Source organism: Bacillus sp. CH140a_4T (assembly GCF_008923725.1).
Taxonomy (GTDB): Bacteria; Bacillota; Bacilli; order Bacillales; family Bacillaceae_G; genus Bacillus_A.
This window is the reverse complement of sequence record NZ_WBPF01000005.1, coordinates 122,300-139,408: the sequence shown is the minus strand read 5'-3', so window position 1 is coordinate 139,408 and position 17,109 is coordinate 122,300. Positions and strand designations below refer to the sequence as shown.

Below are 17,109 nucleotides of genomic sequence, written 5' to 3'. Positions count from 1 at the left end.
TATCTATTTATTGAGCGATTTAGGATAGCATCAAGGGTTTGAGTGATAAAATACAAGTCCTGATTAAAATTATGATGAATTTAGTTGAAAGCAACCAATAAGCAGAAGAAAATACGAAACTAGCAGATCTTTCTCTTGAATAGGAAACGAACATTCAAAAAAAACTGAATCCGAATTGCTGTATAAGTGTAACCCCGTCTTAAATGAAGAACGGGGTTATTATTTTTGGGAGTGATCTCAGCATTTTCATTTAGGAGGAAATAAATTAGCAATGAAATCCGAAAATGTAACCAGCATTACACACTATATCTTTAAGTTATAATGATTTCCGGAAATGAGTTATATGTCCATAATTTTAACAGTACATATACATCTACCGTTGGTTTAGCGCTCTTCACACGTTAGAGGAAGAAGTAAACATTATTCTGCTAGGGGGGATATGCATTTTATTCTCTATATTTTCACAGTAGAACCACCTCCAAAATTATCTTTTGCAGTTGAATTTTTCCGAATAATAAGTTACATTTTTAAAGTTCAAGCAACTTTATAGCAGTACAAAAAGGGGAGAAATATTGTTATTATGCAAAAAATGAAATGGAAGACCTATTTATGTTATTTTGTTATCATTATACTTCTTGGAACAGCAGTAATAGTCAAGCCATCTATCTCAAAAGCTGAGGAATCTGATGTTAATATTACATTGTTAGGTACTGCAGATATTCATGGTAGATTTATGCCTTGGGATTATGCACTTGATGGAGCAAATATGAGTGGAAGTTTGACACAGCTTTATACGGTTATAAAGAAGGTACGTCAAGAAAATCCAAATACCATATTAGTAGATGCTGGGGATACAATCCAAGGAAACTCAGTAGAATTATTCAATGATCAACCGCAATCGCCAATGATGGTAGCGATGAATGCAATGGGATATGATGCTTGGGCATTTGGAAATCATGAATTTAACTTTGGATTAGATACATTGAAAAAAGTTAGTGAGCAATATAAGGGAAAGACGTTAGCAGGAAATATTTACAAGGAAAATGGAGAGCGTTTTCTTCCTGCATATACGATTGTTGAAAAAGGTGGAATTAAAGTCGGGATTATTGGTATGAATACACCAATGATTAGTGATTTCGAAAAAGGGACAGATCATTTAGATGGATTGGTAGTGAAAAATCCAGTAGAAGAGACAAAAAAGGCAATTAAAGAATTAGAAGGTAAAGTAGATGTAATGGTAGGAGTTATGCATATGGGACTAGAAAATGAGAATGGAATCCCTGGTACTGGTGTTCAAGATATTGCGAATGCTTGTCCGGAACTAAGTGCTATTTTTGCAGCTCATATGCATAAACTTGTTAAAAAAGAAGTTGTAAATGGCGTTATTATTACAGAACCAGATAAATATGGAACACATATCTCGCGTATTGACCTTACTTTTACAAAGCAAGATGGAAAGCTGGTTCTAAAAGATAAAACTGCTACCGCTATACCTGTAAAAAATACTGATGGAACAACAGTAGTATCTGATCCTACACTTGAAGACACACTGACACCTTTTCATGAGTATGCGAGAGGTGATGCAAATGTTGTAGTCGCTCAATTAAAGGGTAGAAACCTTGTTCCTGAAAATGAAATAAAGGGTATTCCAAATGTGCAGATTCAAGAGACACCTTTATCAGATTTCTTTCATGAAGTCATGCTCTACTACAGCAAAGCAGATGTAGTCGCCCATCAAATTGATAACGATAATGCTCGTTTGAATGTAGGTCCTATTAAGAAAAAAGATATTGCGTATAATTATCAATATGCTTTGGGAGAAATTACAGTATATAAGGTAACTGGGAAAGACTTAAAAGACTATATGGAATGGGCGGCAGGGTACTTTAACTCATCTCGTGCCGGAGATGTAACAGTTAGCTTTGATAAAACCCGTCGTGCTTCTAAATACAGTACGAATGATTTCTTTGGAGGCGTAAAATATGAAATTGACTTAACAAAACCATATGGAAGTAGAATTACAAATTTACGTTCTATTCGTACAAATAAACCAATCAAAACGAACGATGCTATGACACTAGGAATGAATGCGTATAGAATGGAGGCTCTTCAGGCAAAAGGTGGAGCTTTAGAGGGGCGTAAGTTTGAACAAATTTGGTCATCTAAACAAGAGAATGCATTCGGGGAAACTGGTGGAACCATTCGTAACCTTGCTATTACATATTTAAAAGAGGTAAAGAATGGTGTATACACACCAAAAGTGATGCATAATTGGAAAATTACTGGCGTGAATACACATTCTTCAGAGCATAGAGCTGTAGTGGATCTTGTCAATAAAGGAATTTTAGAAATTCCAAAAACTGAAGATGGAAAATATACAAATATAGCATCTATAAATACTAAAGATTCAATTACAAAAGAAGAGATTGTAGCACTCTCACAAAAAGTTAATATTAATCCAAATCAGTTTAATCATGTAAAAAGAAAAGGTGAATTTTACAAAAAACTTAGTAGGATAATTAAATAAATATAAAATAGATAGCTTTCATGCAAAAAACTATTAAACTTGGACATACCATTATCCTAAAAAAGTTTGTGATCGGTATGGAAATATAAAGAATCAACGATAAAAAATCCCCTGGATCATTAAACAAATCCGGGGGATTTTTTATTTGAATAATTTTGGTCTTATTTATTACTATGCATATTTATAATATGCTTTAAAAGAACATACCTTGAGCTAATAACATGCAATAGATGTGTCCTTTACTATATTTAAATGGGAGATAAATTAAAGATATTTTTGACAAAATAAAAAAGCCTGAAACTCATATGAGACTTCAGCTATCTCATGATGTTACAATCCATGCAGCTATAGACATACATAACAACATTATATTAAAAAATCTAAATTGTAGATGCGCTGCCTCACTAAAGTATTTATATACTATATATATATATCATAAAACAAAACACGCACTTTCTTTTTCTTGTTTATCAAGGTCATTAGTATTCATTTGATCCATCTTTATCCTAAATCAACTTCATGTCCAAAATATAAGTTTAAATAAGTAATATAAATTATAAGATGTCCTATAATAATTGTTATTTTAATAGCATTAAACCTACTCTTAAAATAGTAAAGAGTGGGTTTTTATGTTGTTATTTAGATGTAAGGGTACTTTGATTAGAATGAATATAGATAATTAACAACTAACCAATTGGATGAGCGCCTAAAAGAGCTCTTTTTTATTGAAATTAATATACATATATGTGTCGTTCTTTATTTATATCATCGACCATATATGTAATTTTGCATAATGTTACATGAATTTTGTATTTTCTCTTTTTTCCGACAGAAATAGACAGTATACTTTGTACAAGCTTTCTATTTCAAAAATTATACGAGGTGAAAAAAATGAAAAACAAAAAGACATTAACTAAGGTAGCATTAACAACAGGCTTAGCTTTAACAGCTGTAGCACCATACGGAGTAGGTTATGCAGAGGAAACAGATCAACTACAAGTTCAAATTTAGGAAGAATCGTTCCGTTCAGGTGAACTTACACAACCGTCACAAAAGGCACCCGAAAATGTAGTAAAAGATGCTCTTAAGGAGAAAACAGAACAAGCTCTTTCTCCAAAGCAAGTCAATGGAGAAACAGGAGTAGATTATAAAGTTCTTCAAAAACGTGGTTCATATGATGGGACTACACTTGTACGTATACAGCAAACGTACGAAGGAAAAGAAGTATATGGCCATCAATTAACTGCACACGTAGATAATAACGGTGTTATTAAAAGTATTTCAGGCGATAGTGCACAAAATTTAAAACAAGAAGAATTGAAAAAACCTATTAATCTATCAAAAGATGAAGCAAAACAATATATTTATACGCAGTACGGGAACGATATCAATTTTATTTCTGAGCCAGAAGTTAAAGAAGTTATTTTTGTTGATGAAAATAATGGACAAGCTAGCAATGCATACCAGGTTACATTTGAAGCTGCAACACCAAACTATGTTTCCGGAACTTATTTAGTAAATGCACAAAATGGTGATATGTTAAAAAATATGGTACAAGAATCTAACTTAAAAGCAAGTGAAAAACTAGTTGGAGCATTAAAGAAAAGTAAAAAAAGCAATCTTACATCATTAACTGGAACAGGAAAAGATGATTTAGGTATATCACGTACATTTGGAATCTCTCAACAAAGTAATGGCAAATATGCTCTTGCTGATTATACAAGAGGGCAAGGAATTGAAACATATGATGTGAATTATAGAGATATTACTAAAGAAGAAAGCTATTATCCTGGTACATTAGCAACTAGCACTTCAACAACATTTAACGATCCAAAAGCAGTAAGTGCTCATTACTTAGCAACAAAAGTATTTGATTTTTATAAAGATAAATACAAGCGTAATAGCTTTGATAATAAGGGACAAAAGGTAGTTTCAGTTGTACATGCTTGGGATTCTGGAGATACGAATGATCCGAAAAATTGGCAGAATGCATTAAGTGCGAATAATGGAAGTATGCTTGTATACGGAGATCCTATCGTCAAGGCATACGACGTAGCTGGCCATGAATTTACACATGCAGTTACTTCTAGCGAATCTAATCTTGAATATTACGGTGAATCTGGTGCGATTAATGAGGCGCTATCTGATATTATGGGAACATCTATTGAGAAATACGTAAATAATGGAAGCTTTAACTGGACGATGGGAGAACAAACTGGATCTGTTTTCCGTGATATGGAAAATCCAGCTTCTGTTCCATCTTCACTTGGTGTACCTTATCCAGATGATTACAGTGAATTTAATGATTTTAATGGATGGGATCAAGGTGGCGTTCATTTTAATTCAAGTATTATTAATAAAGTTGCGTATCTCATTGCAAAAGGTGGAACTCATAACGGTGTAACTGTTAAAGGGATTGGTGAAGATAAAATGTTTGATATCTTCTATTATGCAAATACAGATGAGTTAAACATGACTTCTAATTTCAAAGAATTGAGATCAGCATGTATTCGAGTGGCAACAAATAAATATGGAGCAAATACTGCTGAAGTTCAAGCAGTTCAAAAGGCATTTGATGCAGCAAAAATTAAGTAAGTTAGAAATATAGTTTTCATTCATATATTATTACATTATGAAAAACAGCTACTGTCATTTTAAAGATAGTAGCTGTTTTTTTATACAGCAATGTATGATTGAAAATACACTTACTAAGCAATAATTAGGTTGTCTATCTTTATGAAGTTAACATATATAAGGTTTAAAGTATATAAAAACTGAAAATTAATAATATATTGACCTCTTGATAGGAAGTGCTATAAAATGAAAGCGATAACAAACGATTGCTTTGAAATGATTTCCTTGATCTTTTAGTATTTATAAATATATGAAGACATAAACAAATCTATTTTTTTGAACATTAATGCAAACGTTTTCGTATTAAAAGATCATTGAAATACATATGTGAAAATAGCCAATATAGGGGGGGAAGTAAAAGAGATTTCTAGATTAATTTAAATAGTGTAATTTAGTACGAGCATAATAAATTGTACGTACTATTTAAAGAAAGGGTGTATGTGGTGCAAATGATAAAAAGATTAATTAACAAATCCGTTGTATTACTGACTATAATCGTTATGTTATCATCTGTTTTCTCTTTTCAAAGTGTAAAGGCAGTTTCAAATTCGAAAACAACTGAAGTTATCATTCATTACAAAGAGGAGTCTGGAAATACAAAAGACTGGAATCTTTGGACATGGGGAGAAAATGCAAATGGTAAATCATATGAATTTACAGGTGAAGATGAATTTGGAAAGTACGCTAAGATTAATATAGACGGTGACTATAATCGTGTAGGATTTATCATTCGTACAAATGAGTGGGAAAAAGATGGTGGCGATCGTTGGATTGAAAATATAAAGGATGGTCGTGCTGAAGTATGGATTCTTTCTGGTGATGATAAAGTATATAACTCTAAGCCTTCTTCAAATCTATCCATTCAAAAAGCAACTATTGATAGTTTCAATGAAATTACTGTAACGACTAACATCCCGTTTCATATTAAGGAACGGAATATTGAAATTGAAGGCATTAATATTAAAAATATTAGTCCTTATGATATAAACAGTGGAAATATTACTAATAAGGTTAAAATAATTACGGAGCAGAAAATTGATTTAAAACAGACATACAAAGTTAAAATCGAAAACGTTGCTGATACGAATACTGAAATCGGTAAAGTCATTCGTAGTGAGGAATTTGATCATTTATATTATTATGGTGGTAACGATTTAGGTAATATATATACACCACAACATACTAAGTTCCGTGTATGGGCTCCTACTGCGAGTGAAGTGAAGTTAGTTACATATAAAAAATGGAATGATAAAATAGGTACTGAAATAAACATGCAACAAGGTGAAAAAGGAACTTGGAAAGCAGAACTTAAAGGGAACCAAAAAGGTCTCTTTTATACGTATAAAGTGAGAATTGGGGATAAGTGGACTGAAGCAGTTGATCCGTATGCGCGTGCTGCTTCTGTAAATGGAGATAAAGGTGCAGTTGTTGATTTAGAAGAAGCGAATCCCAAAAAGTGGAAGGTAAATAAAAAGCCGAAATTTAAAAATCCGGAAGATGCTATTATTTATGAATTGCATATACGTGATCTTTCTATTCAGCCCGAAAGCGGTATTAAACAGAATGGAAAATATTTAGGGGTAACAGAAAAAGGAACAAGAGGTCCTGAAGGTGTGAAAACAGGTCTTGATCATGTGAAAGATCTTGGTGTTACGCACGTTCAGCTTTTACCGATATTTGATTATGCATCAGTAAATGAAGAGAATTTAAACGAACCACAATATAACTGGGGATATGACCCGAAAAACTTCAACGTTCCAGAGGGGTCTTATTCTACAAATCCATATGAGCCAACTGTTCGAATAACTGAATTAAAGCAAATGATTCAAACACTGCATGATAATAATCTTCGTGTTGTAATGGATGTAGTATATAACCACATGTATAACGCTGCTGAATCTAATTTTCATAAGTTAGTTCCAGGTTATTATTATCGTTACAATGAAGACGGAACATTTGCAAATGGAACTGGAGTAGGAAATGATACAGCTTCAGAACGAAAAATGATGAGAAAATTTATGGTGGATTCAGTCACATACTGGGCAAAAGAATATAACTTAGACGGATTCCGTTTTGATTTAATGGGTATTCATGATTATGAAACGATGAATGAAATACGTAAAGCTGTTAATCAAATTGACCCTTCTATCATTTTGCATGGAGAAGGCTGGGATTTAAATACACCTCTTGCAGCGGAGTTGAAAGCAAATCAAAAGAATGCAGAAAAAATGAAAGGGATTGCCCATTTTAACGATAATATACGTGATGGATTGAAAGGTAGTGTATTTGAGGAGAAAGAAAATGGGTTTGTAAATGGAATGGAAAATATGGAAGACCGTATTAAAAAAGGTATTACGGCAGGAATTGACTACGATACAAATTCGTCTACTTATCAAGATCCGGAGCAAGTACTAACTTATGTGGAAGCACATGATAATCATACATTATGGGATAAACTTGAGTTGACTAATCCAGGGGACAGTGAAGAAGTGCGAAAACAAATGCACAAATTGTCTTCTTCGATTTTATTAACATCACAAGGTATTCCATTCTTACATGCAGGGCAAGAGTTTATGCGTACGAAATATGGTGATCATAATAGTTACAAATCTCCCGATTCAATTAACCAAATGGACTGGTTGCGCCGTGCAGCATTTAATAATGAAGTAGATTATATGAAGGGCTTAATAGAATTACGCAAAAAGTACCCAGATTTTCGAATGACATCTGCAGAACAAATTAAAAAACATATAGCTTTTATGGATGCTCCAAAAAATGTTGTGGCTTATTCAATAAAGGGAAATGGGAATAAAAACGAATACTTTATGGTGACTCACAATGCAAATAGAGAAACCATTGACATAACGCTTCCATCGAAAGGTCCGTGGAAAGTACTAGTAGACGGTAAACAGGCAGGTAGTAAAACACTTTATGTTGTCCGTGATAATAAAATTAAAGTTCCTCCATTAAGTTCCATTGTTTTAAAATCAGAAAAACCGATTAAATAAAAGCGAAGAGTGTGGAAATATATAATGAATTGAGCAAAGTTAATAAGGATTGCAAATAAAAAAAAGCGAAGTGAAGGCTATTCTCACTTCGTTTTTAAAGTTAATGTAATATAATTTCACATACTGTAATTATATTACAATTTAATGAAAGAAATAAGCAATAGATTATTGCTATTGTAACAGTAGGGGGAGAAGATATCTTTGAGTTTATTTATAAAATTATCTGAAATACATTCGTAATTCAGATAATGTTTATTATATATTCGAACATATAACGAATTAGATGTTCGAGTTGTATTAATTCCTACAAATCGTTTAAAAATAACAAAGGCGTAAAAAGTATATGGAATTAAAATAGAGAAAAGACACCATTCAAGGTGTCTTTTCTCTATTTTGAATATGAAATGTAAGTAACTCAATTGTATGTAATAGTATGTGATATTTTCACACTAACTGATTAAGAAAAATTTAAAACTCTTTTCTTAATCTATTTGTAATAAATTACATCATAAAATTTTATCAATATAATAAATAAAACTTTCTCAACATTATTTGATTTAATAACTATATTCAACCGCTCTCCAATCCATTACAATAATTTCACATTGGAAATACATGAATATTCTCAATGTTATAAATAGTTTATACCTTATAGGATTACTATGGGAAAGGATGTGAAATATCCAAAGAAAAATCATTTTTTATGATGAAATAAAAAATTTTAATGAAGAAAAAGTTATTTCATTATTTTCAAGTTTCGTTAAAGTGCATGTATTTATAATCACTATGAGACAAGGAGCAGAATCTAAAAAAAAAATTTGTAGATTAGAAAATTGCATTTCAAAAATAAGTTAAACGTTTATGGAGGATTATATGAGCGAGAAAATTTATTACTGGTCTCCGATTAAACATTGGGAGAAGTTGCATAATGAAGTTTTGATAGGGGAAATGAGATTTACAGGCATTCTGTCTGAGTGGTTTCCTGAGTTTTATTTTATGGCTCAAAAAGGTGTAAAAATTAGTGAACTAGTAGAGCGCTTTTCGTTAGGAAATATAGAAGAGACACAAAAAACAATAGAGCTTATGATAAAAAATCGTGTGTTAGTAAGTAACATATTACACCCAAGAGAAGTATTTTCTACACAAGAAAAGATTTTTTCAAATCCATATAGCAACCAGATTCGCTTTTCTAAAGAAGAGTTAGATAAGTATATGAGTGAACAATTAAATCGCACGCACGTTGCTGCACGGTCAACCGAAATTCAACTTGAAACAACAGATGAGCTACCTACTTTAATCAAGGAACGTAGGTCTTGTCGTCAATTTGATATGGAAAACCACATTAGTTTTTCGGAATTTTCCCAATTCTTATCAACTCTAAAACAGGTTAGGGAAGAAAAAATATACTACCATTACGCAAGTGCAGGCGGGCTCTATCCCATTGATATCTTTGTTTATGTAAAACCAAAACGTATAGAGGGTATGAAAGCTGGATTTTATTATTATAACCCATCAAAAAATAGTCTTGTGATTGTAAACAACATTGATCAAGTAATCAAAAGTGATCATGAGTTAATTAACCAGGATTTATTTACTCAATCTGCCTTCTCAGTTTATTTGGTTTATAATGCGAACGCTTCCATCCCGAAATACGGTTCAGATGGATATTTATTTGCTTGTATTGAGTCAGGCATTATCACTGCTACCTTAAATATGGTTGCTGAGACATTAAATTTAGGGGTTTGTTCAGTTGGTCATATGAAATTTGAAGAGATTCAGCAATTTTTATGTTTGGATAACCATCAAGTATTTCTCCATGGGCTTGAAGTTGGCCTGAAAATTTACGAATAGAAGAAATGAATATTAGGGGGATAAAGATAAACATGCACATTAAAGATCGAAGTTCTATTCATGGAAATCAAGGGGTAGAAGCGTTTTGGAAGGAGCAATTATCTTCCGAGGTTCTTGATTTTTCTTTATTTAATAGTGATTACCAACTAAATAAAGAAAATCCTTGTGAGCACGTTCAAATCATAATGAATGTAGAGTTGAGTAAAAGTATACAAAAAGAAAGTAAGTCTCAAGATTTATTATTATTTAGCTGGTTACAGGCCGCGTTAAGGATTTGTTTGGCACACTATACAGATCAAGGAAGAATTACTATTGGTATTCCTGTAATCGAAAAAAATCTTGAACAAAGCGAGAATCTTAATAAATGGATTCCTTTAGGAAGTGAAATCCATCCGCATCATAGCTTTAAACAAGTAGTGAATCAGATTGAAGAAGCGACTTTATTCGGGTATGACAATCAGGGGTATCCACTCTCTGAATTATTAGTGGAACATCCTTTAACTCCTTTTCAAATTGTTATTGGGATGGAAGGGTTACATAATAAAAATTCGATAGAAGAATATGCAGAGAATAATTTAGCGGTTTGGATACAAAGAAAATGGAATGAAATACATAATGAATTTCAAATTTCTTTCAAATCTCATTCGTTTTCTTCTTTGCAACAGTTTGCAAATTCGTATCTTTATATTTTAAAGCAAGTATTAAAAAATCCGAATTTGGCAGTGAAAGATATTTGTATTATTGCAGAAGAAGAAAAAGCGTTGTTAGAAGGATGGAATAACAGTCAGACACGCATAGACTTGTCTCTAACATTTCAAGATTTGTTTGAAGAACAAGTGTTAAAAACCCCAGATCAAATCGCTGTTGTTTGTAATGATCAATATTTAACATATAAAGAATTGAATCAGAAAGCAAATCAATTGGCTTCTATTCTTCAAAGTAAAGGTGTATCCAAGGAAAGTATTATTGGGGTTATGGTAGACCGATCATTAGAAATGATCATTGGCATGATGGGAATTTTTAAAGCAGGTGCAGCATATTTACCAATCGATCCTAACTATCCAAATGAACGAATTGAATATATGTTACAAGATAGTCAAGCAAAATGTTTATTGAGCAAGCGAACGCAAGTAGAGTTACCGCAATTTGCTGGTGAAGTGCTGTATCTTGATGAGGAACATCTCTTCCAAGGTGAAGAAAGTAATTTAATTCGGGATTGCGATCCTAATGATTTGGCTTATGTCATTTACACATCAGGATCAACAGGAAATCCAAAAGGAGTAATGGTGGAACAGAAATCTCTTGTTCATTTTTTAAGTGCAATGAGAGAAAAAGTAAAAGATAATCAATCATTCTTGTTTCTTGCTAGTGTTTCTTTTGATATTTCCTTGTTAGAAATATGTCTTCCTTTAACACAAGGCTCGAAAGTAGTCATTGCTACAGAGGACCAGTTTGCAACAAAAGAATTGGCTCATTTGGTCAAAGTACATAAGGTGGATTTATGGGAATCAACGCCATCGCGAATGGAAGTGATTTTAAGTGATCCAGAAGGGGCAAATTTTCTGAAAGATTTAAAATCTATTTTGTTAGCAGGAGAAGCATTTTCCATTGATTTGGTTGAAAAAATTCGAGGTATCAGTGAAGCAACGATTTTAAATATTTATGGTCCTACGGAAACAACCATTTGTGCAACAGTAAAGAATTTGAGCTCTGCCACAGAAATTACGATTGGAAGTCCCAACACAAACTATCATTCCTATATATTGAATAAGTATGGTCAATTAAAACCATTTGGTGTTCCGGGTGAACTCTGTATTGGTGGCGTGGCGGTAGCACGAGGGTATCTTGGGAAATCTAAACTGACAGATGAAAAGTTTGTACCGAGTCCTTTTACGGCAGGAGAAATGATGTATCATACGGGTGATCTCGTTCGTTGGTTGCCTAATGGAGAACTTGAATATCTAGGTCGAATGGATCATCAAGTAAAAATTCGGGGATTTCGGATTGAATTAAGAGAAATCGAAAGTCAGTTAAGGGAACATCCAGAAATAAACCAAGCTATCGTTGTTGATCAAGTATATGGAAATAGGAAATTATTAGCTGCGTACTATGTATCCGATAATAAGGTCTCTTTTGATGAAATCAGAAAATATTTAAGTGATAAATTACCTGAGTTTATGATTCCTGAAAAAATGATTCAGGTGGAAGAGATTCCGCTGAATCCAAATGGGAAAGTAGATAGGAAAAGGTTATTAGATATAACACAAACGGATTATGTATCAATTCCATATGTTGCCCCGCGCAATGAAATTGAACAAAAATTGGTGCATGCATGGGAAAAAGTTATGGAGATTGAGGGAATCGGTATTCATGATAATTTTTTTGCTTTAAAAGGAGAATCGATTAAAGCACTTCAGGTAATTAATTTATTAAGAAAAGACTGCTTAAAAATAAGTACAACAGATTTTTTTAAGCATCCTACGATTGCTCAACTTAGTTCTTGTGTAAAGGTAGAGCATAAAGAGAAAAACTTTGAAAATAGACCAACTCATGTTAAAGATTTGTCTAAGTCATTTCCATTAACAGAGGTTCAGACAGCGTACATGTTAGGGAGGAATTCGCAGTTTGAATTAAGTGGTATTTCACCTCAAACATATTTTGAATATGAAACAAAATTGGATATTAATCGTCTTTCAAAAAGTTTTCAAAAGGTAATTCATCGTCATCCAATGTTGCGAGCTGTAATGTTACCAGAGGGAGAACAGCAAATATTACAAAGCGTTCCTGATTACGAGATTGAAATAGTTAGTCTCATAGGTTTAGATGATAGGAATCAAAATGCTCGCTTACAAGAAGAACGTTCTCGAATGACTAACCATGTATTCCCTTTGGGGCAATGGCCTTTGTTTGAATTAAAAGCCTTTCTTTTAAAAGAAGAAACGTATTTATTATGTTTTCGATACGATGCTTTATTAATGGACGGAGCAAGCATGAACATAGTTGGACGGGATTTGTTGCATTATTTTTATAAACCAAATCAAAAATTAGAATCTCTATCTTTTGATTTTCAAGATTACATGTTTATCTATGATGAAATGGAACAAAGCGAAGAATATAAAAAAGCAAAAGATTATTGGACAAGTAAGCTTCCTGACTTTCCATTTGCACCTTCTTTGCTGTTAAAAAAGGATCCGGCAGAGATTGCTACTCCTAAATTCCAATCACTTACTAAGATCCTGGACAATGAAAAGTGGACAAAGCTACGAAAGTTAGCACAAGAGAAAGAAGTAACTCCTTCCGCTCTGCTTTGTACAATATATGGTGATGTGTTGGCATATTGGAGTAATCAACGTAAATTGGCAATTAATTTGACTGTATTTAACCGTTATCCTGTTCATGAAGAAGTAGAACAGATTGTGGGAGATTTCACATCGCTTATTTTGTTGGATGTTGATGTAAAACCAGAGCAATCTTTCTTTACTAGAGTAAAAAAAACGCAATCTACTTTATTAGATGGCCTTGAACACCGTCATTACGATGGAGTTAACTTTATTCGAGATTTTACTCGATACCACCAAATGACGCCAAAAGCAGTTATGCCAATTGTTTTCACCTCGATGCTAGCAGGTGCGGGTACGTTTGCTTGGGAACAGCTTGGTTCTCTTCGCCATATTCATGCTCGGACTCCACAAGTGTATTTGGATAATGTAGTAATTGAAAAAAATGGAGAGTTATTAATTAGCTGGAACTATGTTGAAGAGTTGTTTGATGTTGATGTAATAGAAGCAATGTTTTCCCAATTTGTTGACTTATTGGAACAATTGGTGAAACAAAGCGACGTAACATCTTTGCAGATGAAAGAATCGGATCAAACTTTAATTGAGCAATACAATGAAACAACAGAAAAAATACCTTTAACTACTCTGTATCAATTATTTACAGACCAAGTAAAACGTACACCGGATGAAGTAGCAGTGGTATTTGAGCAAGAATGGTTAACATACTCGGAACTTCATAAACGCTCCAATCAAATTGCGCATTTCTTAAAAGAGCAAGGCATTGGTCTAGGTGACAAAGTGGGTCTTTTAGCAAAAAGACGAGTTGACACAATTGCTAATATGATAGGTATTTTAAAAGCAGGTGCCGCTTATGTTCCGATTGATCCCGATCATCCTTTAGATCGCCAAACATATATTTTAAAAAATAGCTCATGCAAACTTTTATTAGAACCTAGTCTTTATGAAGAAAAACATTTGTCATTATATTCAACAGAAGATATGCCCGCTATTGCTGGTCCAGAAGATCTTGCCTATATTATATACACTTCAGGAAGTACAGGGAAACCAAAAGGAGTAATTATTACTCATCAAGCGGTTGCAAATACCATTCAAGACATTAATCAAAAATATCAGGTAAATGAAGATGATCGTATTATTGGTATCTCTTCCATGTGTTTTGACCTATCTGTATACGATATTTTCGGAACGTTAAGCACAGGTGCAATGTTGGTAATGATTCGTGATCCAAGAGACATGCAAGAATTAATCCGTACCGTCGAGCGTAGAGGAATTACAATTTGGAATACAGTGCCTGCAATCATGGATTTGGCATTGGATCAAGTAGGTTCTCATTTTGAACATTCTTCTTTGCGTTTAGTTTTACATAGTGGAGATTGGATTCCACTTTCTTTACCAGAAAAAATAAAACGACATTTTCCGATTGCAGAAGTAGTTTCACTAGGAGGAGCAACAGAAGCATCGATTTGGTCAATTTATTATCCGGTCAAACAGGTGGAATCACATTGGAATAGTATTCCATATGGGATGCCTTTGGCAAATCAAACGTATTATGTGTTGAACTATGAAAAGAAAATGTGCCCTGTTGGTGTAATGGGGGATTTATATATCGGGGGAGTGGGCCTTGCTAAAGGATATTTAAATGATGAACAGAAAACGAATGACGCATTTGTATCACACCCTGATTTTGGTCTTTTATACAAGACAGGAGATTGTGGGAAAATGTATCCTGAGGGATATATTGAATTTTTAGGCCGCCAAGATTATCAAGTGAAAATTCAAGGATATCGAGTAGAGTTAGAAGAAATTGCCCATTGTCTTCTAACTTACAAACAAGTCGAACATGCTGTCGTAATTGATCAAACAGATGAGAATGGAATAAAATTTTTAGTTGCGTATGTGGTAACTGAGCAAAATATTAGTACAACAGAACTACGAAAGCATTTGCGAGATCACTTGCCAGATTACATGATTCCTTCTTATTTTGTTTATTTGGGACAATTACCCTTGACTCCAAACGGGAAATTAGATAGAAAAGCGCTCCCTACTCCAGAGAAACAAAAAAATGAAATATTTATTGCTCCAAAAACTGAAATGGAAAAAATATTAACTAGTGTTTGGCAAGAAGTACTCAAAGTAGATCGAGTTGGGGTAAATGATCATTTCTTTGCCTTAGGTGGAGATTCGATAAAAGCAATTCAAGTATCTGTTAGACTGTATAGACAAGGATTTGAGCTAGAGCCCAAAAATTTATTTTCATTTCCTATATTAGGAGACATGGTTCAATTTGTTAAAAAGCTAGACCATCTTTCAAGTTTACAAACAAATGATGTAAACAACATGAACGATAATAAAGCTACATTACTAAATGTTAAAGATAAACAACTTAATCAACATACACTTACCAAAATACAAGAAAAAATGCCGGATATAAAAATAGAACGTATTTACCCATTAGCACCTTTCCAGGAGGTTATTTATGAACATGCCGCGACTGAACCTGATACAAATGCATATTTTGAACAAATAATTTGGTCACTTGAGGGGGAACTGGATATTGATCTCTTTATTCAGTGTTTCCAACAATTAGTTAATCGTCATGATTCTTTAAGGACGATAATTGTGCAAGATGAACAAGCACAACCTTGGCAAGCTGTTCTACATGATGTTCAAATGATTTCAGAGATAAATAACTTGATTGAGATGACGAAACAAGAACAGCAAGAATTCCTAGACCAGTGGATGAGTGAAAATTTAAGTCAAGGATTCAAAAATGATGAACTCATGAACCGTCTCTGTATATTCCAACTAGGTAATAACGAGCATAAAGTGGTTTGGAGTTCGCATCATCTATTATGTGATGGTTGGAGCGTCAGCATTTTAATAGACGAATTATTCCAGCTCTATGAAACAAAAAATGCCGGAACTACGGCGGAGTTACCTAGGGTAAAACCTTTTGAAACATTCATAAATTGGACTTTAGCACAAGATCATAAGAAAGCACGTCATTTTTGGCGGGATTATTTATCAGGATACAATCGAAAGACTAGTATTCCTAAAAAGAAAGTGCCAACTAAAAGTGAAGGGTTAAACTTCACTTTTATGGATTTAACATTAGATAAGGATTTAACTAGTCAGTTACAGAAATTTGTAACTAAAAACAATATAACTATGAATACGGCATTACTAGCTGTATGGGGAATATTGCTTGGCAAATACAATGGAACGAGAGAAGTAGTATTACCTAATCTCGTATCAATCAGACCTCCTGAAGTTGAAGGAATTGAAAATATGTTCGGTCTGTTCACAAATGTTTTACCTATCAGACTAGCATGGACAGAAACGCAAACTTTTGTAGATTTCCTGCAAAAAGTACAACTAGAGACATTGAAATGTAATGAGTATGCATACTATTCATTTGTTGATATACAAAAGCAAAGTGAATTAAAAAATCAGTTGACTGACCATCTTTGGGTTTTTGAAAACTATCCAACAAACCAAGCTATCTTCTCTTCAAATGAAAACAGAAATTTTGCTATCACAGATTACGAAGTTGTTGATGAGCCGCATGTAAAGTATGGAATTATGTGCTTTCCTGAAGAGAAACTTACAATAAAGTTTGGATATGATCAAACCGTATATGAAGAAGCGAAAATACAAGAAATATTGAATCACATGCATCAGTTAATCAACATGATTCTTCAAAATCCAATACAAGCAATCGGTGATTACAAATTATAAAAAATGAAAAGGCGAGCAAGAACTCGCCTTTTTAAATAGAATAGGAGTAAAC

The 17,109-nt window shown here is 33.2% G+C and carries 4 protein-coding genes and 1 pseudogene; all 5 read left to right on the top strand.

The genetic code is table 11. The features are described 5' to 3' along the window. Window positions 1-580: 580 nt before the first annotated feature. The 5 genes and pseudogenes from F8162_RS01635 (at window position 581) to F8162_RS01610 (ending at window position 17,057) form a co-directional block, all read left to right on the top strand. The gene (locus F8162_RS01635; RefSeq protein ID WP_151582910.1) at window positions 581-2,527 is read left to right on the top strand and encodes a bifunctional metallophosphatase/5'-nucleotidase; all 1,947 of its coding nucleotides are present in this window, start codon (window positions 581-583) and stop codon (window positions 2,525-2,527) included. An 891-nt stretch (window positions 2,528-3,418) separates the two neighbouring features. Further along, window positions 3,419-5,122 (top strand): annotated as a pseudogene (locus tag F8162_RS01630) (M4 family metallopeptidase). 488 nt (window positions 5,123-5,610) lie between these two features. After that, entirely contained in the window at window positions 5,611-8,169 is a 2,559-nt protein-coding gene (gene pulA, locus F8162_RS01625; protein ID WP_151582908.1) for a type I pullulanase, read from the top strand. An 873-nt stretch (window positions 8,170-9,042) separates the two neighbouring features. Beyond that, a complete protein-coding gene (locus tag F8162_RS01615; protein WP_151582906.1) occupies window positions 9,043-10,020 on the top strand; it encodes a SagB/ThcOx family dehydrogenase in 978 nt (325 codons plus the stop codon). 32 nt (window positions 10,021-10,052) lie between these two features. Continuing rightward, window positions 10,053-17,057 (top strand): non-ribosomal peptide synthetase, encoded by a 7,005-nt coding sequence (locus F8162_RS01610; protein ID WP_151582904.1) that lies wholly within the window; start codon window positions 10,053-10,055, stop codon window positions 17,055-17,057. The last annotated feature ends 52 nt before the right edge of the window (window positions 17,058-17,109 follow it).

Coding starts and splice junctions, on each gene's coding strand:
- F8162_RS01615 (WP_151582906.1), top strand. CDS start 9,043: ATGAGCGAGAAAATTTATTACTGGTCTCCGATTAAACATTGGGAGAAG.
- F8162_RS01610 (WP_151582904.1), top strand. CDS start 10,053: ATGCACATTAAAGATCGAAGTTCTATTCATGGAAATCAAGGGGTAGAA.
- F8162_RS01635 (WP_151582910.1), top strand. CDS start 581: ATGCAAAAAATGAAATGGAAGACCTATTTATGTTATTTTGTTATCATT.
- pulA (WP_151582908.1), top strand. CDS start 5,611: ATGATAAAAAGATTAATTAACAAATCCGTTGTATTACTGACTATAATC.